We start from the raw sequence: 20,261 nt of genomic DNA, 5'->3' as shown, positions 1-20,261 counted from the left end.
GCTCCAGGGTCAGGCCATGCGGTCCAAGGCCGCAGCGCCTGCAGAACGTCTCCAGCCAACGGCCTCAGTGGCGGTCCGACCGCCTGGGGTCGCATTTTCGACTCAACGGAGGAACATGCGATAGACCGGATTGGCGGTTTCGTCCTCGAAAGGGTAGTTCAGCGTCGCAAGAAACTTACTAAGCGCGGCGGAATCGCGCTTGGGCACCTGCAAGCCGACGAGGATTCGCCCGTAGTCCGAGCCCTGGTTGCGGTAGTGGAAGAGGCTGATGTTCCAGTCCGGATGCATGGCCGACAGGAAGCGCATTAGCGCCCCGGGTCGTTCCGGAAAGTCAAAGCGCAGCAGCCGTTCGTCCTGGGCCAAGGGGCTGCGTCCGCCCACCATGTGGCGCAGATGCTGTTTGGCGAGCTCGTCGTCGGTGAGGTCGATGGCCTCGAAGCCGGCGCGCTTGAAGGTGCGCGCCAACTTGGCGGCCTCCTCGCGCTTCTGGATCGACAGGCCAACGAAGATGTGGGCCTGGCTGGCGTCGGCGATGCGGTAGTTGAACTCGGTGACGCTGCGGTTGCCGATCAGCTCGCAAAAGCGCTTGAAGCTACCGCGCGCTTCCGGGACGGTGACGGCGAACAGCGCCTCGCGCTGCTCACCCACATCTGCGCGCTCGGCCACGAAGCGCAGCCGGTCGAAGTTCATGTTGGCGCCGCAGGTGATGGCCACCAGACTCTTCCCCTTGGCGCCGGTGGCGGCCACATACTTCTTGAGCGCTGCGACGCTCATGGCGCCCGAGGGCTCCAGGATGCTGCGGGTGTCCTCGAAGACGTCCTTGATCGCCGCGCAGACCTCGTCGGTGTTGACGACGATGAAGTCGTCCACCAGCTCCTTGACCACTCGGAAGGTTTCCTCTCCCACCAGCTTGACAGCCGTCCCGTCGGCGAACAACCCGACATCGCTCAGTTGCACCCGCTTGCCGGCCTTGACGGACCGCAGCATGGCGTCGGAGTCCACGGTCTGGACCCCGATCACCTTGATCTCCGGGCGCAAGGCCTTGATATAGGCCGACACCCCTGAGATCAGCCCGCCACCGCCAATGGCGACGAAGACGGCGTCGATCGGGCCTGGATGCTGGCGCAGCAGCTCCATGGCAATGGTGCCCTGGCCGGCAATGACGTCAGGGTCATCAAAGGGGTGGACAAAGGTCAGACCCTGCGCGCGCTCCAGTTGCTGGGCGTGGCCAAAGGCATCGTTGTAGCTCTCGCCGTGCAGCACGACTTCGCCGCCCAGCGCAGCCACCGCTTGCACCTTCACCTGGGGCGTGGTGACCGGCATCACGATCACAGCGCGGCAGCCCAGCCGCTTGGCTGACAACGCAACGCCCTGAGCATGGTTGCCGGCGGAAGCGCAAATGACGCCCTTGGCGCGCTGGGCCTCGGTCAGGTGCGCCATCTTGTTGTAGGCCCCGCGCAGCTTGAAGCTGAAGACGGCCTGCTCATCCTCCCGCTTGAGCAACACCTTGTTGTGCAGGCGCTTGCTGAGCTTGTGGGCGGCTGTGAGCTGTGTCTCCTTGGCCACCTCGTAGACCCGCGCATTCAGGATGCGCTGCAGGTAGCTGTTGGCGGTGGGGAGCAGGGCGATGCTGCTTGGTGCAGCGGCGGCCGACGGGCGGCGCGAGCGGGCGCTCATGGGCGTGGTGTCCAGGCAGTGAAAGGCGGCCCGGCATCATAGGGGGCGCTGGTTTTAGGCCGGCTTCAGGCGGCTTGCGGCGAAAAAAAACCCGAACTCTTGCGAGTCCGGGTTGAATCCACCAGTAGGCGGTGGAGGAGACAAACGTCGCTTTGGGAATTCCCAAAGACGATTCACATCTTAGCCAGATGCGAATGGTCTGTGGACCAAAGCATGGTTCGAGTTTGCCACGCAGGTATGCTGCGCCGCAATATTCTTTTGTGAAACTTTTTGAGCAAAAGCTCTAGACCGCGATGGAATGCAAGGTTCAGTGGATGGGCAAGGGTGGCCCGAGCGGCATGACCTTTGTGGCGACGACCGGCAGCGGGCATCTGCTGCAGATGGACGGCGCGCCGGAAGCCGGTGGTAACAACTTGGCCGCGCGCCCGATGGAAATGCTGCTGGCTGGCGCTGGTGGCTGCACGGCTTTTGATGTCGTGCTGATCCTGCAGCGTGGTCGTCAGGACGTGCGCGACTGCCAAGTCAGCTTGAAGGCCGAGCGAGCCACGACCGATCCCAAAGTCTTCACGGCCATCCACCTGCATTTCAAGGTCACTGGCCGGGCGCTGAAGCCCGAGTCGGTCCAGCGTGCCATTGCGCTCTCGCACGAAAAATACTGCTCGGCCACCGCCATGCTGGACAAGACGGCCGCCATCACGACTTCGTTCGAAATCGAAGAGGTCTGAGCTTAGAGATAGTGGGCGACCGAGGTCATCACCTTGGCCGCCAGACGCATGGCCTGCTGGACAGGGGCTGGCAGCGTCTCTCCTCCGGCCCTGGCTGCCGTGGCGGCGTGTTCGGCCTCTTCGGCCTTCATCACGTCAACGATGGCCCGCGAGGGCAGGTCGGCCGCAGGCAGACGGTCGAGGTGGCTGGCCAGGTGGGCTTCAACCTGGCGTTCGGTCTCGATCACAAAGCCCAGGCTCCAGCGGTCGCCGGCCAGTCCGGCCAGGCTGCCGATAGCGAAGGCGCCGCCCCACCACAGTGGATTCAGGTAGCTGGTGTGCCCCTGCAGGCGATGAACCCGGTCCGCCGTCCACGCGAGGTGGTCCCACTCGTCGGCCGCCGCCGCACGGAAGTGGGCAGCATGTGCGCCGTCCCGTGACCACAATGCCTGCGACTGATAAAGCGCTTGCGCGCACACCTCCCCCACGTGGTTGACGCGCATCAGCGCGGCGGAGGTCTGCCGTTCCGCCTCGGTCAATGCTGGCTCAGGCAAATCGGCCGCAGGGGACCGCCGTGCGGCGTGTGCCCGCGCGAACAGGGTGCGAAGGCCGTTGTCGAGCCCGATGCAAAGCTCGTCGATACGGGTATGGCGGCGCTGCATGCTTAAGCGAAGCTGGATGACGGTTGTGTGACGTGGCGATGTGCCGACAGCAGGGCACGGCAGGGCGCCGTGAGATCAGCTTGTCACATTCGACTGCTCGAATGACTGGGTTGCTGCGGGGCGAGGGTTTCGCGAGGCAGTTTCCATGAACTTTCGGAGCATTCAAATGAAAAAGTCTGCGGTGGCCTTGGCGGCCATGCTTGTGTCCCTCACGGCTGCGGCGCAGTCCAGCGTGACGGTGTTCGGTGTGCTGGATGCGGCCGCACGCTACACCAAGTCCAGCGGCAAGACGCTCAAGTCGCTGGGCAGCGATGGCCTGTCCAGCAGCCGGCTGGGCTTTCGTGGCGTTGAGGATCTGGGCGGCGGCCTGAAGGCCGGCTTTTGGATCGAAGCCGCTGTGGCGACGGACACGGGCGCGCAGGGAGACGCACTGCGTTTCTGGAACCGGCGTTCCAGCGTCAGCCTGATGGGCAACTTTGGCGAGCTGCGCCTGGGGCGCGGCAAGACCTCGGCGCGCCTGCACCTGGACGACTTCGATCCCTTCGGTACCACCGGCCTGGGTGACGTTTCGCGCCTCTACAACGGCCTGGGCAGCAATGTGGACACCTTGAACCGCGCCGACAACCAGATCAACTACGTGCTGCCTGGCAATCTTGGTGGCTTCTATGGTTCGATCGACCTGGCTGCTGGCGAGGGTTCGAACGTGGCCGCGTCGCCCAGCACGAACACCAGCTCAGGCGGCAAGAAGATGCAAGGCTTCCGCTTTGGCTTCAAGCAAGGCGGCTTGAACTTGGGGCTGGGCTACGACAGCACCACCAGCGCGCTGCAGCAGAAGTTCACCATGACCGTGTTTGGTGCGGCGTACGACTTCGGTGCAGCCAAGCTGCAACTGAATCTGGGCGAGACCAAGTACCTGGATCGCAAGCAGAGCCTTACCACCATCGGCCTTATCGTGCCAATTGGGCAAGGCCAGATTACGGCGGGTTACACCGACGCCAAGGCCAACGCGGCGGCCGAGGCACTGGCCGGCGTGGGCGACGCCAAGCTGTTCGCGCTGGGCTACCTCTACAACCTGTCCAAGCGCACGGCGATCTACACGACTTACAGCCAGATCGAGAACAACGGCAAGGGCCAGTTCTCTGTGACGAACTCGCCTGCAGTCACCGCCGGACAGAAGTCCAGCGGCTTTGATCTGGGCCTGCGTCACAGCTTCTGATCCTGGCGGCCGGCGGTGTCAGGGCGCGGCTTTCGCCAAGCCCCGACACTGCCGCGCAGCACTCCTGGAATGTGGGCGGCGCGCAACAGCCTGGAATCGCAGGTACTTCGATAGATCACAATAAGCCGGTTCGCCATTCTTCCTACCAGGAGACATTTGATGAAAAAAGCTTCATTGGCCTTGGCAGTTCTGGCCGCCAGCACTTCGGCTGCATGGGCGCAGTCGAGCGTGACCCTCTACGGCATCATGGACGCGGGTATTCGCTATACCTCCAATGCCAATGCTGGTACTTCTCAGCGCCAACTGATTCCCGGCGGTATGTCGCAAAGCCGACTGGGTATCAATGTCACCGAAGATATGGGCGGTGGCATGAAGGCGCTGGCAAATATTGAGCACCGCCTGAACTCGGACACTGGTGTCCCCTCGTCCGTCAACGCGAGCGGTGTGAATGACTTTTGGCGCCAAGCCTGGGTTGGTTTGCAAACCAATGCAGGCATTGTCCGCCTGGGCCGTCAGTACAACGTGCTGTTCGATGCCTACGCCGCGACGCTGGCGTCCTACAAGTATTCCCCCTTCGCTGAAATCTTCAAACCTGAACTTGGCATGACCCTGGGTGCTCGCCAGGACAACATGGTGAAGTACAGCTTCGCTTCGGGCGGTCTCTCTGGCTCGCTGCAGCTGAGTGCTGGCGAAGCCACTACTAACAACAAGAGCGCAGGTGGCCTGTTGAAGTACGCGTCCGGCCCGTTCGCTGTTGTTGGTACCTATCTCGGCGTGACCGATAGCTCGGGCAAGAAGGCCACCGCCACCATCGTTGGAGCGACCTACACGGCTGGTCCTGCGCACTGGAACGTGGTGTATGCGACTAACAAGTTTGATACGGGCAGCTTGTTGCAAGCAAGCATTACCGGCTCTCTCGGTGCCAACGCGGGTGGCGCGGCTTACAACGCGCTCACGAACGACGTGTCGAAGCGCAATATGTTCCAAGCCGGTGTCTCTTACCAACTGACTCCTCAGCTGAACTTGGGTACCAGCCTGTATCTGGTTGATCAGACGCCGCAAACGGCTGGCCGCGCGAAGAGCAAGCTTACGCTTTGGTCGGCAGTTGCTGACTACGCGTTCTCGAAGCGCACTGACGCCTATCTCGAAGCGGATTCTTCGAGCTTCAACAGCGCTGGTGTTGCCCGCTTCGCCAATGGCGCTTCGAAGCGCACTGGCGTGACCCTGGGTCTGCGTCACCGTTTCTGATTCGCGTCAGCGAATGTCTCAAGGGCCGCGCAAGCGGCCCTTTTTGTTTTGGGGCTGGCTCCGTGCGGTTAGGCTGGCGACCATCGAGTCCCTGGACTTTGTTGACTGCCGATGTGGGCCTTTGTTCTTCGCCGAGTGAGCCAGGCGGCTGCCGTGATGCTGGCCGTGGCCTTTGTGGCGTTTGCCTTGTTCCAGTACGTCGGCGATCCCGTCACCAACCTGCTTGGCCAGGACGCGACGGAAGCGCAGCGAACGGCCTTGCGCAGCAGCCTTGGACTGGACCGCGCCTTTCCGGTGCAGTTCGCGCACTTTGTTGGGCAGGCGGTTCAGGGCGAGTTTGGCGTCAGCCTGCGGCAGGGGCGTCGCGTGGCCGAGCTGCTGGCGGAGCGCTTCCCGGCAACACTCGAGTTGGCGCTGGCGGCCGCTGTGCTGGCGGTGAGTTTGGGCCTGCCGCTTGGGATGCTGGCCGCATTGCGGCGGGGCAAGCCGAGTGCGCAGGTGGTGATGTCGATCTCGCTGCTGGGGGTGTCCTTGCCCACTTTCCTGATCGGCATCCTGCTCATCCTTGGCTTTTCGGTTCACCTGAAGTGGCTGCCGAGCTTTGGCCGGGGTGAGGTGGTGGCCTTGGGGGGCTGGACGACGGGTTTGTTGAGCCTCGACGGCTGGCGGCATCTGATCCTGCCGGCGGCGACCTTGTCGGTCTTTCAGTTGGCACTGATCGTGCGCCTGGTGCGGGCTGAGTTGCTGGAAGTGCTGCGGGCGGATTACATCCGTTTTGCGCGCGCCCGTGGCTTGTCGCAGGGGACGATCCTGCTGCGCCATGCGCTGCGCAACGCGCTGATCCCGGTCGTGACCGTGATGGGCCTGCAACTGGGCTCGCTGATCGCGTTCTCGATCATCACCGAGACAGTCTTTCAATGGCCGGGGATGGGCCTGCTGTTCATCCAGGCGGTGCAGTTCGCCGATGTGCCGGTGATGGCGGCCTACCTGTGCCTCATCGCGTTGATCTTCGTCACGATCAACCTGGTCGTGGACCTCAGCTACTTTGCGCTCGACCCGCGTTTGCGCGCGGACCGGGCGAAGGCGTGAAGCGGTGATGCGCGGATGGCGTGAGCGCTGGGCCGAGAGCGAGCTGTGGCAGAGCTTTTGCGGCTCGCCGCTGGCGATGGCCGCTGCCGTGCTGGCGCTGTTGTGCATGGCCATGGCGGTGCTGGCGCCGTGGTTGGCGCCGCATGATCCGTTCGATCTGGCGAGCCTCGACCTGCTGGACGCCCGATTGCCGCCGGCATGGCTGGACGGCGGCAGCGCCAAATACCTGTTGGGCACGGATGACCAAGGGCGGGATTTGCTGTCGGCCATCATGTATGGCGCCCGCATCTCGCTCGCGGTGGGCTGTGCGGCGGTGTTGCTGTCGATGGTGGTGGGGGTGAGTGCCGGCTTGCTGGCAGGCTATGTGGGCGGGCGTCTGGATGCGGTGTTGATGCGGCTGTGCGATGTGGTGCTGTCCTTCCCGTCGATCCTGATTGCTTTGCTCATCGATGGCTTGGGGCGGGCGCTGCTGGCGGCCCAAGGTGGCGGGCATGACAGCCTGGCCTTTGTGGTGTTGATCCTGTCCATCGGGCTCAGGGAATGGGCGCAGTACGCGCGGACGGTGCGCGGCAGCACTCTGGCTGAGCGGGACCGCGAATACGTGCAGGCCGCGCGCCTGATCGGCGTCAGTCCGCTGCGCATCATGCGCCGCCATGTGCTGCCCAATGTCCTGGGCCCGGTGCTGGTGCTGGCCACCATCCAGGTGGCCTCGGCCATCCTCACTGAGGCGACGCTGTCTTTCCTGGGCGTGGGGGTGCCGCCCACCAGCCCGTCTCTCGGCACGCTGATCCGGGTGGGCAACGACTTCCTGTTCTCCGGCGAGTGGTGGATCACGATCTGGCCCGGGCTCATGCTCGTCCTGATTGCCTTGAGCGTGAACCTGCTGGGCGATTGGCTGCGCGATGCGCTGAACCCGAAGTTGCTATGAGCACCACGGATCAAGCCAACACCCCGGCCGCCGCTGCGCCCCAGCCTTTGCTGAGCGTGCGCGGTCTGTGCGTGGACTTTGCATCGCGGCGGGGCACGCTGCGGGCGCTGGATGGCGTGAGCTTCGACGTGCAGGCCGGCGAGGTGTTGGGCGTGGTGGGGGAGTCCGGGGCGGGCAAGTCACTCACCGGCGCAGCCCTCATCGGCCTGCTCGACCCACCGGGGCGCGTCAGTGCGGGCGAGATCCATTGGCTCGGGCGCCGGCTCGACGCGCTGCCCGAGGCTGAGTGGCGCCACATACGTGGCCGCGAGATCGGCGCGGTGTTCCAGGACCCACTGACCTCGCTGAACCCGCTGATCAAGATCGGCGATCAGTTGGTGGAGACGATCCGCACCCATTTGCCCTTGGATGCCGCGGCCGCACGCGCGCGAGCACTGTCGCTGCTTCAGGCCACCGGCATTCCAGCGGCCGAGGCCCGGCTCGGCCAGTACCCGCATCAGCTGTCAGGTGGCATGCGGCAGCGGGTGGTGATTGCGCTCGCATTGGCGGCTGGGCCCAAGCTGGTGGTGGCCGACGAGCCAACCACGGCCCTCGATGTATCGACCCAGGCGCAGATCATGGCGCTGCTGCGGGGCTTGTGCCGCGAGCAGGGCACGGCGGTGCTCCTTATCACCCACGACATGGGCGTGATCGCAGAAACCTGCGACCGTGTGGCCGTGATGTACGCCGGGCGCATCGTGGAGATGGGGCCGGTGGCCGAGGTGATTCACCGGCCCAGCCATCCGTACACCGCAGGGCTGATGGCCTCCATCCCCGACACCGACCAGACCCGGCCGCGCCTCGCGCAGATTGACGGCGCCATGCCGCGGCTCGATGCCATCCCGCCGGGCTGTGCCTTCCACCCGCGCTGCACCCATGCCAGCGAGCGCTGCCATCAAGAGCGCCCGGAGTTGGCGGACGGCGCACACACCCGCAGCGCTTGCTGGCATCCGATCTCGACTGATGGAGCGCACCCATGAGTCCTGCACGTCTGCACGCGCCTGAACCGCTGCCAGGAGCCGCTGTGAGCGCGCCTCTGGATGCCGTGCTGGTGCAAGCGCTGGACCTCAGCAAGACCTTCGATGTGTCGGCACCCTGGCTTGAGCGCAAGCTGACCGGAGCGCCACAGCGCTTGGTGCGGGCTGTGGACGGCGTGGACTTCAGCATCCGGCGCGGCAGCACCGTGGCCTTGGTGGGCGAATCCGGCTGCGGCAAGAGCACGGTGGCGCGCATGCTGGTGGGACTGCTCCCGCCCACGCGAGGGCGGGTCGAGATCGGCGGCGAGCCGATCACGGCGCTTGGTACGGAGCCGCAGGCTCAGGCCTGGCGGCGGCGCGTGCAGATGATCTTCCAGGACCCCTATGCCTCGCTGAACCCGCGTTGGCGCGTGGCGCAGACGGTGGCCGAGCCCTTGCTGGAGCACCGGCTTCTCGGCGACCGCGAGGCGATTGACGCCAAGGTCGCTGAATTGCTGGGGTCGGTTGGCCTGCGGGCGCAGGACGGACAGAAGTTCCCCCACCAGTTCTCGGGTGGGCAGCGGCAGCGCATCTCGATCGCGCGGGCCTTGGCGACGTCGCCGGAGTTCCTGGTCTGCGACGAACCCACCTCGGCGCTTGATGTGTCGGTGCAGGCGCAGGTGCTGAACCTGATGCGCGACCTGCAGCAAGCGCGCAGCCTGACCTACCTGCTCATCTCGCACAACCTGGCCGTGGTGCGCCACATGGCGGACGAGATCGGCGTGATGTACCTGGGCCGCGTGGTGGAGTGGGCGGACAAGGCCAGCCTCTTCGAGGCGCCCCTGCACCCGTACACGCGGCTGCTGCTGGACGCGATCCCGAAGCTGCACCCGCGTGCGCAGGCGCGTCAGCCGATCGAGGGCGAGGTGCCCAACCCCATGCAGCCGCCCAGTGGCTGCGCCTTCCATCCGCGCTGCGCGCTGGCCGGCCCGCGCTGCCGTGCGGAAGTGCCCGTGCTGCGCCAGATCTCGCCAAGCAGACGGGTGGCCTGCCACGCGGTGGAGGAAGGGCGGACCTGAGTCAGTGGCGAGTCTGAGGCGAGTCAGCGCCTGGGCGCGGAGGCCGGCGGGCTTGCGTCCGGCAGCACGAGCGGGCCTTTCTGGCCGCATGCCGTCAATGCGGCCAGGGCCATCAGGGCGAGACCTACACTGGCAAGAATCTTTGACTTCATGCAGCCAGTATGTCTCAGCTCAGCGATGCCGAATTCCACGCCAAGGCCTCTGCCGTGCTGGCGCGCGTGGAGGCGGTGACGGATGCGCTGCTGGAGGCGGACGTTGTTGACATCGACGCGCGCCGCACCGGCGGCATGCTGGAACTCAGCCTGCCCAACGGCTCCAAGCTCGTGTTGAACACGCAGCCACCGTTGCATGAAATCTGGCTGGCGGCGCGCGCGGGCGGCTATCACTTCAAGTGGGCGGACGACGGCTGCTGGCGCGACACCCGCAGCGGGGCCGAGTTCTTTGCACTGCTGTCGGAGCGGGCGTCGGAGCAGGCCGGGCAAGCGCTGAGCTTCAGCGCTTGAAGATGTCGAGGATCGACTTCTTCTCTTCCTCGCTGACGGTGCCCGGGATGCCTTCATCGCCGGTCAGCTCACGCACCCCGTCCTTGCCAGAGTATTCGTCGTAGAACCACTCGTTGCCGATGTGGACCACGCCCTCGGGCGGCTCCAGTTCGGATTGGGGCTTGTTCTTCAGCGCCTGGGCCATGAACTCGATCCAGACTGGCAGTGACAGGCCGCCACCGGTCTCCTTGTCGCCCAGCTTGCGCGGCTGGTCGTAACCGATCCAGACCACGGCCACCAGGTCCTTCTGGTAGCCGGCAAACCAGGCGTCCATCGAGTCATTGGTGGTGCCGGTCTTGCCGTAGATGTCGGAGCGCTTGAGTGTGGCCTGGGCGCGGGCGGCGGTGCCGCTGCGCGTCACCTCCTGCAGTAGCTGCGACATGATGAAGGCGTTGCGCGGCTCGATGGCGCGGCGGTCCTCGCTGGGCTGAGTGGCTTGGGGCGCCTCGTAGAGTTGTCGGCCCTTGCTGTCGGTGATGCGGGCAATGAGCTGCGGCGTGATGCGGTAGCCCCCATTGGCGAACACCGCGTAGCCCTGCGCCATCTGCATGGGCGTGACGGAGCCGGCACCCAGCGCCATGGTCAGGTAGGCCGGGTGCTTCTCGGCGTCGAAGCCGAAGCGGGTGATCCACTCCTGTGCGTACTTGACGCCCACGGAGTGCAGCACGCGGATCGAGACCATGTTCTTGGACTTGGCCAGCGCCGTGCGCAGGGGCATGGGCCCCTCGAACTTGCCGTCGTAGTTCTTGGGCTCCCAGGGTTGGCTGCCGGTGGCGCCGGCATCGAAGAAGAGCGGCGCGTCGTTCACGATGGTGGCGGGCGTGAAGCCACGCTCCAGGGCGGACGAGTAGATGAAGGGCTTGAAGCTGGAGCCCGGCTGGCGCCAGGCCTGGGTGACGTGGTTGAACTTGCTTTTGGCGTAATCAAAGCCGCCGACCAGCGCATGGACCTCGCCACTTTGCGGGTCCAGGGCCACAAAGGCGCCTTCGACTTCCGGCAGCTGGGTGATCGTCCAGAGTGGCTTGACGGGGTCCTTGACGACGCGGATCACCGCGCCCCGGCGGATGCGGGTCTTGGGGTTGCCGCGGTCTGACAGGCCCGAGGTCGCGGGACGCAGACCCTCGCCGGTGATCTGGATGGTTTCTCCGGTCTGGAGCACGGCGCTGACCTTTTTCGGGTCAGCCTCCAGCACGACGGCAGCCAGCAACTCGTCGTTGGCCGGGTGATCGGCCAGCAGTTCGGCCACGCGCTGATCCAGGGCCTTGGGGTCGGCGGGCAGGTCGGCGTAGGCCTCGGGCCCACGGTAGACCTGGCGGCGCTCGTAGTCCATGATCCCGCGGCGCAGCGCGCGGTAGGCGGCGGTCTGCTCGTCCGAGGTGAGCGTCAGGTAGACGTTCATGCCGCGCGTGTAGGCCTCGTCCCCGTACTGGCCGAAGATGAGCTGGCGGGCTGTCTCTGCAGCAAACTCGGCATGTCCGGGCGTGTCAATGGTCACCACGCGGTAGCGCAGGCGCTCGGCCTTGGCGGCGTCGCGCTGCTCCTCGGTGATGTAGCCGGTGTCGTACATGCGGTCGAGGATGTACTGCTGGCGCACGGTGGCGCGCCGGGGGTTGTTGATGGGGTTGTAGGCGGACGGCGCCTTGGGCAACCCGGCCAGCATGGCCGCCTCGGCGAGCGAGATCTTGTCGAGTGGCTTGCCGAAATAGACCTCAGCGGCTGCCGCGAACCCGTAGGCGCGGTGCCCGAGGAAGATCTGGTTCATGTAGATCTCAAGGATCCTGTCCTTGGGCAGCGCTGATTCGATCTTGAGCGCGAGCAGGATTTCGTAGATCTTGCGGGTGAAGGTTTTCTCGGTCGACAGGTAGAAGTTGCGCGCCACCTGCATCGTGATGGTGGAGGCGCCCTGGCTGCGGGACTCGCCGATATTGGCCAGCCCCGCGCGCAGCACGCCCAGGTAGTCCACGCCGCCATGTTGATAGAAACGGGCGTCCTCGATGGCCAGGACGGCCTCCTGCATCACTTTGGGGATCTCTTCGATCGGCAGGTAGGAGCGCCGTTCTTCGCCAAATTCACCCAGCAGTTGCCCGTCGCGCGAGAGGATGCGCATGGGTAGCTTGGGCTGGTAGTCGGTCAAGCCGCCGATGTCTGGCAGTCGGGGGTAGACCAAGGCCAGGGCCAATCCCACCAGCAGCGCAACACCCAACGCGCCGCCCAGCACCAGCATGCCCAGCCACGCCAGGGCTCGTTGGGTGGCGGTACGCAGCGCGTGTGAGGCGGGGGCGTCAGTCGCGCCGGAGGGGGAGGAGGCAGTCATGGGCCGAAATGTCAGTCGCTGCCAAACCTTCAAGGCTGCACCCAATGTCGAGAAGACGATGTTGGGCGGGCGCGTTGCTGGTTGGGATTATAGAAATCGTGAACAAGCTCTCGCTGTGTTGCAGCACGGGGTATTCAGAGGATCAGGGCTTGCCCTTGACGTGTATGTTTCGCAACGTGGTGTTACTTTCGAGCGCCGAATTCGTGTTCGGCATCAAGGGCTTTGCTGCTAGCATTCAAGTAACTTATTAATAGTCCGAGGGGATTTTCTCCTCGGGGAACAAAGGGCATGGGAATCCTCGACATCCTGCTGGGTCGCAAGCACCCGCCCATGATTGGACTGGATATCAGCTCTTCCAGCGTGAAGCTGGTCGAACTGAGTCAGTCCAACAATGGGGAATTGGTGCTCGAACGCTTTGCCAGTGAACCCTTTGAAAAGGGCTGGATTGCGGACGGGCAAATCGAGAAGTTCGACGAGGTCGCTGAGGCGGTGCGGCGTGTGGTTTCACGCAGCGGCACCCGGACCCGCGAAGTCGCCCTGGCGATGCCGCAATCTGCGGTGATCACCAAGAAGATCATGCTTCCCGCCGGTCTGCGCGAAGAAGAGCTGGAGTTGCAGGTTGAGGCTGAAGCCAACCAGTACATCCCGTTCTCGCTGGATGAGGTGAGCCTCGATTTCTGCGTCATTGGCCCGAGTCCGACGTCGGCCGGCGATGTGGAGGTGCTGATTGCCGCGTCACGCAAAGACCGTGTGCAAGACCGTCAGGGCTTGGCCGAGGCGGCCGGCCTGCGGCCTGTGGTGCTGGATGTCGAGTCGCACGCCACGCGTACGGCGATGGGGCGGTTGATCGAAACCCTGCCCAGCGAGGGGCGCGATGCGCTGGTGGCGCTGTTCGAGATTGGCAGCGATACCACCAGCCTGAAAGTGCTACGCAATGACGAACTGCTCTATGACCGTGATCAGTCGTTTGGCGGTTCGCAGCTGACGCAATTGATTTCTCGTCAGTACGGCTTCTCGTTTGAAGAAGCTGAGCAAAAGAAGCTGGCCAACGATTTGCCGGAGGATTACGAGACCTCGGTGCTGAACCCCTTCGTGGACACGCTTTCCCAGGAGATCGGGCGCGCGCTTCAGTACTTCTTCACCAGCACGCCGCACCACAAGGTGCACTACGTGATGCTGGCGGGTGGTACGGCGACCTTGCCCAGCCTGAAAGACCGGGTCACGGACCTCACGGGCTTTGCCTGCATGGTGGTCAATCCTTTCGAGAACATGGGTGTCGGTTCCGCGGTGCGTGAGTCACGCATGCGGCGGGAGGCTCCGTCGTATCTCACGGCTTGTGGCCTGGCGATGCGGAGGTTCCACCAGTGATTTTGATCAACCTGCTTCCGTACCGCGAGGAGCGGCGCAAGCGGCGGCGTGCCGCGTTCTTTGTGTCTCTGGGAGTCGCGGCGGCTATCGGCGCGGGCATCGTGGTCGCCATCTATCTGCTGCTCACCTTCCTGACGACCGAGCAGCAGCGGCGAAACCAATACATCAGCAGCGAGATCTCGCGGCTGGAGTCCCAGATCAAGGACATCGCCAACCTGAAGTCTGAGATTGAAGCGCTGAAGGCGCGCCAGCGCGCGGTCGAAGATCTGCAGACCGATCGCAACACGCCGGTGCTGCTGCTGAACGATCTGGCACGTCTGACACCCGAGGGCGTGTTCCTGACCAGCATCCGTCAGTCCGACAAGATCGTCACCGTGGGCGGCATGGCGCAGACGATGGAGCGCGTGTCTGAACTGCTGCGCAACTTGTCGCGCAACTCCGAATGGCTGGAGCGGCCCGAGTTGATCGAAAGCAAGGTGGCAGCGGTGACGACCAACAGCCGCGACCAGAAGCGGCTGTTCGAGTTCTCGCTTCGGGTCTCCATCAAGGCGCCAGCCCGTGAGCCGGCACCCGGTGCGCCTGGCGCGGCCTCTCCCAAGAAGAGCTGAACATGGCAGAGTCTTCCAATCCGCAGAATCTGAAGACTTGGCTGCAGTCCGCCGGCGATCAGTTCCGGGGGCTGAATCCCAAGGAGCCCGGTCAATGGCCGCTGTTGCCCAAGCTGGCCACGGCGTTTGCCGTGATGGTGGTGGCTGTTGTGGTGGGCTATGTGCTCGTGCTGGCTGACGAGCAGGCTGCGCTGGAAGCCGAGCAGAACCGAGAGCCGCAACTGCGCTCGGACTACTCGGCCAAGCTCGCACAGGCGGTCAACCTGCCCGAGTTGCGCAAGCAAAAGAGTCAGGTCGAGGAGTACGTCACCCAGTTGGAGAAGCAACTGCCCGGCAAAGCCGAGATCGATTCCCTGATGACTGACATCAACCAGTCGGGCATCGGGCGTAGCCTGCAGTTCGAGCTCTTCAGGCCAGGGCAGGTCGTGGTGAAGGACTATTACGCCGAGCTGCCCATCGCCGTGAAGGTGTCGGGGCGGTATCACGACATCGGGTCCTTCGCTGCGGACGTCTCCAACCTCTCGCGCATCGTGACGCTGAACAACATCGTGCTGTTGGCTCCGGCGGCCAAGGACCCGAATGCGCCGCTGACCATGGAAGCCATCGCGCGTACCTATCGCTACCTCGACACCGCAGAAGTGGCGGAACAGAAGAAGGCCGCGGCCAAGGATGCCAAGACGGGGGCCAAGAAATGATCAAGCGCTCCTGGACTTTGGTGGGTGTGGCGGTGCTGGCCTTGCTTGCGGGCTGTAGTGCAGACGTGGATGAATTGCGCCAGTGGATGGAGCAGCAGCATCGGGAAGTCAAGGCGACTGTCACGCCGCTGCTGCCGCCCAAGAAATTCCTGCCACAGCCCTATGAGGCGGGCGCCGGCGTCGACCCGTTCAGCCCACAAAAGCTGAGCGTGGCGATCAAGCAGGAGGCCGTGCAGCCCAACTCGCTGCTGACGGCCGAGATCAACCGTCGCAAGGAGGAGCTGGAACAGTTCCCCCTCGACAGCATGAGCATGATCGGCTGGATGTTCCGCGCTGAGGAAAAGAAGGCTTACGCGCTGCTGCGCGTGGACAACCAGACCTTCAAGGTTTCGGTGGGCAACTACTTGGGCCAGAACTTCGGTCGCATCACGAAGATCTCTGAGACCGCGATCACCTTGAGAGAAGTCGTCCAGGACGCTGCGGGCGAATGGATTGAACGCACCAGTACCCTCCAACTCCAGGAGAAGGGACGATGAAGAACACAGCTGCAATGCATCAGGAGAACAAGCCGATGGGCGCTTGGCGTGGATGGGCTATTGGCTTGGTCGCAGTCATGGCGGCGCAGGCTGTCTGGGCACAGAACCAGGTTCGTTCGATCAACAGCACGCAGCAGGCGGGCGTCGAGGTTGTGCGCATCGAGTTGAGTGAGCCTCTGGCCGCAGTGCCGCGTGGCTTTACGGTTCAAACGCCTCCGCGCATTGCCATCGACCTGCCGGGCGTGGTCAACGGCATGGGGCGCAACCTCATCGAGATCAACCAAGGCAATCTTCGGTCCGCCGCGATCGCGCAGTCCGACGAACGCGCGCGCTTGGTGTTGAACCTGCGGCAAGCCTCTGCCTATCGTGCGGAACTGCAAGGCAGTGCCTTGGTGCTGGTGTTGGATGCGGGTGGCGCCGCTGTGCCGGTGGCCTCGGCAGCGGAGCCGGTGCACTTTGCTCAGCCGATGAACAACGCACCGCAGTCGCTCACCGACGTGGATTTCCGTCGTGGGCCGGATGGTGCGGGCCGCGTGGTGGTGAATCTGCCGAGCAACCAGGTCGGTGTCGACATTCAGCAGCAGGGCCAGTCGCTCGTCGTGGAGTTCTTGCGGTCGCGCTTGCCCGAAAACCTGCGCCGCAAGCTGGATGTGACTGACTTTGGCACACCGGTGCAACTGATCACGACCACCCAGGTCGGTGACAAGGTTCGCATGGTGGTCGATCCCAAGGGCAACTGGGAGCACTCGGCCTATCAGAGCGATAACCAGTTCGTGTTGGAGGTGCGCCCGCAAAAGGTCGATCCGAACAAGCTGACGCAAGGACCCGGCTATGCGGGCGACAAGCTGTCGCTGAACTTCCAGAACATCGAAGTGCGCGCCCTGCTGCAGGTGATTGCGGACTTCACCAACTTCAACGTCGTGACCTCGGACACCGTCACCGGCAGCGTGACCTTGCGGCTGAAGGATGTGCCTTGGGACCAGGCGCTTGACATCATCATGCAGGCCAAGGGCTTGGGGCTGAAGAAGTCCGGCAACGTGCTGTGGATCGCACCGAAGGACGAGCTGGCCGCCAAGGAAAAGATGGAGCTGGAGTCCAAGGCTGCAATTGCGCAGCTTGAGCCCGTTCGCAGCCAAGCTTTCCAACTCAACTATGTGAAGGCCGAAGAAATCGCCAAGGGCCTGACAGGTCAGGGTCAAGGCGGTGGCGGCGGTGGTGGCGCCAGTGGTGGGGCCTCGCGCTTGCTGTCGCAGCGCGGTAGCGTCATCGCGGAGCCGCGCACCAACCAGCTCTTTGTCAGTGACGTTCCTAGCAAGCTCGAAGAGATCACGGCCATGATCGCCAAGATCGACGTGCCGGTCCGCCAGGTGCTGATCGAGGCGCGCATCGTTGAGGCCAATGATCGATTCGGGCGGTCCTTGGGTGTGAAACTTGGCGCGTATGACGCGCGTGGTCGCGCTGGGGGCATCCCGGGCTACAACCTGAGCGGCAACAACTACGTGACCGTCGGCAGTAACTACAACCTCGTCGGTTGGCAGACCGGCCAGAACGCCACGGACCCGGGCTACAACAACACCCAGTTCGTGAACCTGCCGGCCAACGTGTCGTCGGACGCCTTTGGCGGCGCCAACGCTACCAACTTTGCGCTGTCACTCTTCAGCGCGGCGGCCAACCGGTTCTTGAATCTGGAGCTCTCAGCGCTAGAGGCCGATGGCAAGGGCAAGATCGTTTCCAGCCCGCGGGTGATCACCGCCGATCAGGTCAAGGCCTTGATTGAGCAGGGTGAAGAGCTCCCCTACCAGGTGGCGACCGCGAGTGGTGCAACGTCCATCCAGTTCCGCAAGGCCAACCTCAAGCTGGAGGTGACGCCGCAGATCACGCCGGAGGGCAATGTGATCCTCGACGTCGACGTCAACAAGGACAGCCGTGGCACCCTGACTCCACAAGGCTTCGCCATCAACACCAAGCATGTGAAGACGCAGGTTTTGGTCGAAAACGGCGGCACCGTCGTGATTGGCGGTATCTACACGCAGGACGAGAGCGAAACCGTGAACAAGGTCCCGCTGCTGGGTGATGTGCCGGTGGTCGGCAATCTGTTCAAGAACAAAGTGCGCACTCAGTCAAAGACTGAGTTGCTGATCTTTCTGACCCCCAAAGTTGTGAGCGAGCGGGCCCAGGTGCGCTGAGCTTGGCCACTGTCGTGGAGTTTCTAGACATGAAGAATCTGAAGCGCTGGCTCGGCCAGATCTTGAGTGGGGTGGCCACTGTTGTTCTCGTCACAACACTTGCTGCTTGCGGCGGTGGTGGCGGTTCAGCAGGCACGCCCATCATTGGTGGTGGCGGCGGAAGCGCCGTTAGCACCGCGACTGATCTCTCGGTAGCGGGCCCTGCGACGCTACCCAATACTGGCGCGGACGTGCTCACCTTGACCGTGACGGCCTTGGGCGCAGGTAACGCCGCACTGGTTGGCGTTGAGACGCCCATCGCCTTCAGTGTCGATGCAGGGGCCGTGATCACGCCTGCTGGAAAGGTGACCAGTAAGTCTGATGCCAAGTTGTCGGCAACGGTGAGCCTGACGGACCGCACTGCGCGTACTGTCGTCGTCACAGTGACGAGCGGTACCTTGTCGAAGCAGTTCAAGTTCGACGTGGTGGATAGCGTCACTGGTAGCAAGGTGGCGGACATCTCTCTGGTTGCGAACAAGGTCAATGTTCCCAACAACGGAACGGAACAACTGCTCGTCACTGCAACAACACTCGATACGCAACGTGCAGCCGCAGGCGGAGCGCCTCTCCTGTTCTCGGTGAATGATCCGGAGAAGTCAGCGTTTGTGGTGCCAAGCGGTGGCGCAACCACCACCGGTGCTGAAAGTGGGCAGCTGCTCGGCACGGTTTCTTTGGGCGGCAAGTTGACCAACCGCACGATCGCCGTGGTCGCGACGAGTGGCACGGTGAGCCGATCCATCACTTTTGATGTCGTCGATTCCAATGCCGTCACGCCTCTCGCAGCTGACATGAGCATCAGTCTGAGCAAGAGCACCATCGGCAACTCTGGCGGCGATGCGGTCGACGTGGTGGTTACCGCTGTTGATAGCAAGCGAAACGCTGTCGCAGGCATTGATGTGAGCTTCTCGGTAGATAGCAATGCGGTACTTGTGGTTGGCAACTCCAAGACTGGCGCTGACGGTACGGCGAAGGCATCGGTCACCATTGGCGCTGATCGTGCGAATCGACTAGTCACTGTCACAGCGAAGAGTGGTACGTTCACCCGCCAAGCATCCTTCCGTGTGACGGGGGCGAAACTCCAGGCCACGTTGCAGCCAGCGACGCTGAAGGTGGGGGATTCGGGGCAGGTTCAATACTCGCTGAGCGATGTCAACGCCAATCCAATGGTCGGAGTTCCGATCTCAGTAAACGGTCCTGGAAGCGCGTCATCTGCCACTGGAATTACAGACGGGCGGGGGCAGTTCATCTACTCGTACGTTGCTGCTGGATCTGGGCCGACTCCGATCACAGCGAGCGCTGGTGGGGCTACGCTTTCCAGCACTGTGCAGATCGACGCCAAGTTGTCAGATGTACCAGCATCTACCAATATCGCTTCTGCTACGTTCACGGTGGCTCCAACGGTCGTCAGCGTGAATGCTGTTGGATCCAAGGACAACCGAGCCGAGCTACGGTTGCTATTCCTGTCCGACAAGAATCTGCCGGTTCCTAACGTGCGTGTGCGTTTGGGATTGGGGGACAACTCCGCCGGCACGGATGGTGATATCGGGTCCGGCAAGGATGCGGTAGTCACTTCCGATGCGAACGGCATCGCCGTTTCGAGCTTCATTCCTGGTCAGCGGGCGAGTTCGACCGATCAGGTAAAGATCTTCGCTTGCTACGCCAAGGACGACACCGTTGAGTCGATTGCTACGTGCCCTGCGCCCCGCAAGCTCGTTGGCTCCCTCACCGTTGTCGAACAGCCGCTCTCGATTTCAATCGGCACGAATGCACTTATCGAGAACGGTTCAAGCGGCCTCACCTATGTGCAGCGCTTCACGGTGCTTGTTGTCGATGCTGCGGGCAATCCAAAGTCAGACGTCCAACTCACGCCGGTTCTGGACCTCCCCAGCTACTACAAGGGGGATTGGTTCTACGACGACATCAAGCAGTCCTGGGTTTGGCGTCCAGTCGCACATTGTTTGAACGAGGACAGTGCGGTGAACGGCTATCGGAACGGCACCATCGAAACCTTTGGTGGTGTTTCTGAGGACGTAAATGGCAATGGTCAGCTGGATCCTCGGAAATCTGACGTGTCGATTGCCTTGGTCGGGTCGACCAAGACAGATGCCTCCGGGACTGCAGTTCTGCGTATCGAATATCCGCAGAACTATGGGAGTTGGACCGAGTACTCGATTCGCGTCGGTGCGACCGGTGTGGTCAGCCCGCCTGCCTTCTTTGGACGTGTTGCGAAGGCCGGGGACACACTCTTCACCTTGACTGGGACGGAGCAGCGCACAGCGGTTCCCGCGGCGAAACTGAAGGAAGTTGCCGATCCGCCTTTCAAGCTCAGCCCTTACGGGCAAGTAGCCTCCTGCTTGAGCCCTAACTAGACGTGT

18 protein-coding genes are annotated in these 20,261 nt (G+C 63.4%); 14 read left to right on the top strand and 4 right to left on the bottom strand.

The genetic code is table 11. From position 1 onward, the window contains the following. Positions 1-102 precede the first annotated feature (102 nt). Complete coding sequence (gene ilvA / locus ABDJ85_RS14370) at positions 103-1,677, bottom strand: threonine ammonia-lyase, biosynthetic (RefSeq protein WP_347705475.1); 1,575 nt, start codon at positions 1,675-1,677, stop codon at positions 103-105. Between the two features lie 293 nt (positions 1,678-1,970). On the opposite strand from ilvA, the gene ABDJ85_RS14365 reads away from it, so the two are divergent. Further along, positions 1,971-2,402, top strand: coding sequence for an OsmC family protein (locus tag ABDJ85_RS14365; RefSeq protein ID WP_347705474.1), 432 nt, complete (start codon positions 1,971-1,973; stop codon positions 2,400-2,402). A gap of 2 nt (positions 2,403-2,404) precedes the next feature. Here ABDJ85_RS14365 and coq7 read toward each other — a convergent pair whose 3' ends face one another. Beyond that, a complete protein-coding gene (gene coq7, locus ABDJ85_RS14360; RefSeq protein ID WP_347705473.1) occupies positions 2,405-3,043 on the bottom strand; it encodes a 2-polyprenyl-3-methyl-6-methoxy-1,4-benzoquinone monooxygenase in 639 nt (212 codons plus the stop codon). A 166-nt stretch (positions 3,044-3,209) separates the two neighbouring features. On the opposite strand from coq7, the gene ABDJ85_RS14355 reads away from it, so the two are divergent. The 6 genes from ABDJ85_RS14355 (at position 3,210) to ABDJ85_RS14330 (ending at position 9,598) form a co-directional block, all read left to right on the top strand. Further along, positions 3,210-4,259: a porin gene (locus tag ABDJ85_RS14355; RefSeq protein WP_347705472.1), complete on the top strand. Its 1,050-nt coding sequence runs from the start codon at positions 3,210-3,212 to the stop codon at positions 4,257-4,259. A 159-nt stretch (positions 4,260-4,418) separates the two neighbouring features. Further along, positions 4,419-5,507, top strand: coding sequence for a porin (locus ABDJ85_RS14350; RefSeq protein WP_347705471.1), 1,089 nt, complete (start codon positions 4,419-4,421; stop codon positions 5,505-5,507). 111 nt (positions 5,508-5,618) lie between these two features. Then, complete coding sequence (locus ABDJ85_RS14345; RefSeq protein ID WP_347705470.1) at positions 5,619-6,596, top strand: ABC transporter permease; 978 nt, start codon at positions 5,619-5,621, stop codon at positions 6,594-6,596. A gap of 7 nt (positions 6,597-6,603) precedes the next feature. Then, positions 6,604-7,524: an ABC transporter permease gene (locus ABDJ85_RS14340; RefSeq protein WP_347705469.1), complete on the top strand. Its 921-nt coding sequence runs from the start codon at positions 6,604-6,606 to the stop codon at positions 7,522-7,524. Next, the gene (locus ABDJ85_RS14335) at positions 7,521-8,543 is read left to right on the top strand and encodes an ABC transporter ATP-binding protein (protein ID WP_347705468.1); all 1,023 of its coding nucleotides are present in this window, start codon (positions 7,521-7,523) and stop codon (positions 8,541-8,543) included. Before ABDJ85_RS14340 ends, ABDJ85_RS14335 begins: the two co-directional genes overlap by 4 nt. Next, positions 8,540-9,598, top strand: a complete 1,059-nt coding sequence (locus ABDJ85_RS14330) for an ABC transporter ATP-binding protein (protein ID WP_347705467.1) — start codon at positions 8,540-8,542, stop codon at positions 9,596-9,598. Before ABDJ85_RS14335 ends, ABDJ85_RS14330 begins: the two co-directional genes overlap by 4 nt. Positions 9,599-9,621: 23 nt before the next feature. Here ABDJ85_RS14330 and lptM read toward each other — a convergent pair whose 3' ends face one another. After that, on the bottom strand, positions 9,622-9,750 hold the full coding sequence (gene lptM / locus ABDJ85_RS20350; protein ID WP_430765552.1) for an LPS translocon maturation chaperone LptM: 129 nt from the start codon (positions 9,748-9,750) through the stop codon (positions 9,622-9,624). A gap of 9 nt (positions 9,751-9,759) precedes the next feature. Here lptM and cyaY point away from each other — a divergent pair, with 9 nt between their 5' ends. Next, complete coding sequence (cyaY, locus tag ABDJ85_RS14325) at positions 9,760-10,101, top strand: iron donor protein CyaY (protein ID WP_347705466.1); 342 nt, start codon at positions 9,760-9,762, stop codon at positions 10,099-10,101. Here cyaY and ABDJ85_RS14320 read toward each other — a convergent pair. Continuing rightward, on the bottom strand, positions 10,091-12,454 hold the full coding sequence (locus ABDJ85_RS14320) for a penicillin-binding protein 1A (protein ID WP_430765551.1): 2,364 nt from the start codon (positions 12,452-12,454) through the stop codon (positions 10,091-10,093). The genes cyaY and ABDJ85_RS14320 overlap by 11 nt on opposite strands. A gap of 288 nt (positions 12,455-12,742) precedes the next feature. On the opposite strand from ABDJ85_RS14320, the gene ABDJ85_RS14315 reads away from it, so the two are divergent. From ABDJ85_RS14315 to ABDJ85_RS14290, 6 genes are read left to right on the top strand one after another with little or no spacing between them, the layout of a single operon-like run. Then, the gene (locus tag ABDJ85_RS14315; RefSeq protein WP_347705465.1) at positions 12,743-13,822 is read left to right on the top strand and encodes a pilus assembly protein PilM; all 1,080 of its coding nucleotides are present in this window, start codon (positions 12,743-12,745) and stop codon (positions 13,820-13,822) included. Then, positions 13,819-14,430, top strand: coding sequence for a PilN domain-containing protein (locus ABDJ85_RS14310; protein WP_347705464.1), 612 nt, complete (start codon positions 13,819-13,821; stop codon positions 14,428-14,430). Before ABDJ85_RS14315 ends, ABDJ85_RS14310 begins: the two co-directional genes overlap by 4 nt. A gap of 2 nt (positions 14,431-14,432) precedes the next feature. Continuing rightward, a complete protein-coding gene (locus tag ABDJ85_RS14305) occupies positions 14,433-15,125 on the top strand; it encodes a type IV pilus inner membrane component PilO (protein WP_347705463.1) in 693 nt (230 codons plus the stop codon). Further along, on the top strand, positions 15,122-15,661 hold the full coding sequence (locus tag ABDJ85_RS14300) for a pilus assembly protein PilP (protein WP_347705462.1): 540 nt from the start codon (positions 15,122-15,124) through the stop codon (positions 15,659-15,661). Before ABDJ85_RS14305 ends, ABDJ85_RS14300 begins: the two co-directional genes overlap by 4 nt. Before the next feature lie 14 nt (positions 15,662-15,675). Then, complete coding sequence (locus ABDJ85_RS14295) at positions 15,676-17,847, top strand: type IV pilus secretin PilQ (protein ID WP_430765557.1); 2,172 nt, start codon at positions 15,676-15,678, stop codon at positions 17,845-17,847. Positions 17,848-17,849: 2 nt separating this feature from the next. After that, a complete protein-coding gene (locus tag ABDJ85_RS14290; RefSeq protein WP_347705460.1) occupies positions 17,850-20,255 on the top strand; it encodes an autotransporter outer membrane beta-barrel domain-containing protein in 2,406 nt (801 codons plus the stop codon). Positions 20,256-20,261 lie beyond the last annotated feature (6 nt).

This window comes from Roseateles paludis, from assembly GCF_039872745.1.
GTDB classification, from domain to species: domain Bacteria; phylum Pseudomonadota; class Gammaproteobacteria; order Burkholderiales; family Burkholderiaceae_C; genus Pelomonas; species Pelomonas paludis.
The sequence above is the reverse complement of the archived record's forward strand: the minus strand, read 5'-3'. Positions and strand labels throughout refer to the sequence as shown.